This is a genomic window from Ethanoligenens sp. (assembly GCF_047718355.1).
Taxonomy (GTDB): domain Bacteria; phylum Bacillota; class Clostridia; order Oscillospirales; family Ethanoligenentaceae; genus Ethanoligenens.
On record NZ_JBDNLG010000159.1, the window covers coordinates 1 to 2,224 of the forward strand.

At 47.0% G+C, this 2,224-nt stretch carries 2 protein-coding genes and 1 pseudogene; 2 read left to right on the forward strand and 1 reads right to left on the reverse strand.

The window, feature by feature from the left end; all coding sequences use genetic code 11:
• The coding region (locus ABF463_RS14445; protein WP_415534729.1) for a hypothetical protein at positions 1–410 on the reverse strand (410 nt) is incomplete at its 3' end.
• A 63-nt stretch (positions 411–473) separates the two neighbouring features.
• On the opposite strand from ABF463_RS14445, the pseudogene ABF463_RS14450 reads away from it, so the two are divergent.
• Both ABF463_RS14450 and ABF463_RS14455 read left to right on the forward strand, forming a co-directional pair.
• A pseudogene (locus ABF463_RS14450) lies at positions 474–680 on the forward strand (transposase); the annotation flags it as partial.
• A gap of 139 nt (positions 681–819) precedes the next feature.
• Positions 820–1,677, forward strand: coding sequence for an IS3 family transposase (locus ABF463_RS14455; protein ID WP_415534731.1), 858 nt, complete (start codon positions 820–822; stop codon positions 1,675–1,677).
• Positions 1,678–2,224 lie beyond the last annotated feature (547 nt).

Below are 2,224 nucleotides of genomic sequence, written 5' to 3' on the forward strand. Positions count from 1 at the left end.
GCTCTTGACAGCATGTCCAAAGCCCACCGGGAATAAAGTTCGGAGAGTGTTGCATTGTCGATTGTCTCCATCCCATATGCTCGCAGCTTTTCTTTTGCCTTCTCCGATTCGTCTCCACGAACACCGCGCCCTATTCTAAGATCGGCCTGATGCTTCAGCTCATGTCTTTGCGCAAACGCTGCGTCCACTACATATTTCATCGCCTGAATGAAATCCGGGTTTATCAGCAGCCGGTTGATAACGGAAAGAATATTGATTTCCGAATCCGGCGGCATGTTTTGAAAAGATTTTAGCTGGTCAACAGCGGCAGGGGTAAGGTTCAACTCTTTCCCGATACCTTGATATTCCCGTTTCCGATAATCGGATATGCCCAGCAGATATTTTACCGAAACATCGAACACCTGAGCCATACCCGATTTGATGGACGGTGTGGAGTAGTGTAAAATAAAAGCACTGCAAAGGGGTGTTCCATCATGGGGGAAAGCAACGGAAATCGGTATAGCGAAGAGTTCAAGCAAGGCGCTATCAAGCTGGTATTGGAAAACAAACAGAGCATCGCGGAGGCATGCCGGAATCTGGGTGTGTCCAGAGGAACAATGGAGCGTTGGCTCGCCGTCCTGGCAGACAGCCACGATGCCGGAAAAGTCCGTCTGCGGCAGTTGGAGGAAGAAAACCGCCAGCTCCGCAAGGAGAAGGAGGATCTGGAGGACACAGTAGAGATTCTAAAAAAAGCGGCGGTGCCACGCTTCGCATGGTGTCCCCATTCGGGCTGGCGCTTCGCGTCATCTTCAGTCAAAGCCAGAGAAGAAATACAAAGTAATCCGCCAACGCAGCGGGGAGCATTCTGTGGAGAAGATGTGCCGAATATTGAAAGTTTCCAAAAGCGGATATTACCGGCGGCTGGCATGGTCGGAAAGCACAACCCGGCAGGAAAATCGGAAGATTTATGATGTGTTGAAGGCCAGCTATGAGCGAAACAAGGGCCGTACCGGTCTGAACAAGCTGCTGGGCGATGTGCGTTTGAAATTTTCACACTGCGGCCGTAATCGGCTTTATCACATCCAGAAGGAGCACCAGCTATATTCTATCCGCAAGCGCAAATTCAAAGCGACCACCAATTCACGGCACAATTATCCTGTGACACCGAATCTGCTCCGTCAGCATTTCCATGTGGATGCTCCCAACAAAGTCTGGGTGACGGATATTACATACGTCCGAACGGACAAAGGATGGCTATATCTGGCCATCGTCAAGAATCTGTTCGACCACCAAATCGTTGGCTGTGCCACCGGCAACCGGATCGACACCGATCTCTGCAAGCGTGCGCTGAGCGCCGCCATCCGGCGATACAAGCCGGGCACGGGCCTGATTCATCATTCGGATCAAGGCGTTCAATATGCCAGTCGGAACTATCAGGCCCTTGTACTGCAAAACCGCATCATTCCCAGCATGAGCCGAAAAGGCACGCCTTACGACAACGCCTGCGCTGAATCCTTTTTCAGTACGATCAAGCTAAAAATGGTTTATCATAAGCATTATGCGACCAGAGTCCAGGCACAGACCGCTATTTTCGAATATATCGAAATCTATTACAACCGACGGCGACGAAACGCAGCCATCGGCAACATTGCACCGGCAGAATTCTGGCGACGATTTTATCAGCAGCGGGCGGCATGACCCGCAATTTTGCGATAATCTTTGGTTTCAGCCGATTGCACTACTTTTTTGCCTCCGAAATATCGGGAAAGGCTCATTTCCAATTATTACTGAAAAATGGTCGAGAATTGTTGTAATGGATATCAAGGAGAGGTATAATTATCCTATCTCAGTTTGGTAAATATTATAATGGCCTCAGAACAGATAATACCAAGGATTGATCGTAGCGCCCAACAGCGACGACCAATTAACGCACACTGCGAAGCTGAGAAAATTACATAATGGAAAAAGTTTACAATAGAATCATTCCAAGAACAGCCTGAAATATAAAAGGGGGTATAATGGGAACGTAGAATACAATAGCAGTCAAGGTATGAAATTACAAGCATGGAAATCTATTCGCTATCTGAGAGGAGGCTAAACTATTGAATAATTTTTTTATTCCTTTGAACTTAAGTGATATCCCAGATATAGATAAAGAAGAGAATAGAGATGAAATAATTCAGGCAACAAAAACTTTAAATAAATTGATAAAAGATAGCCGAAATCAGTCAAAACCAGATAAGTG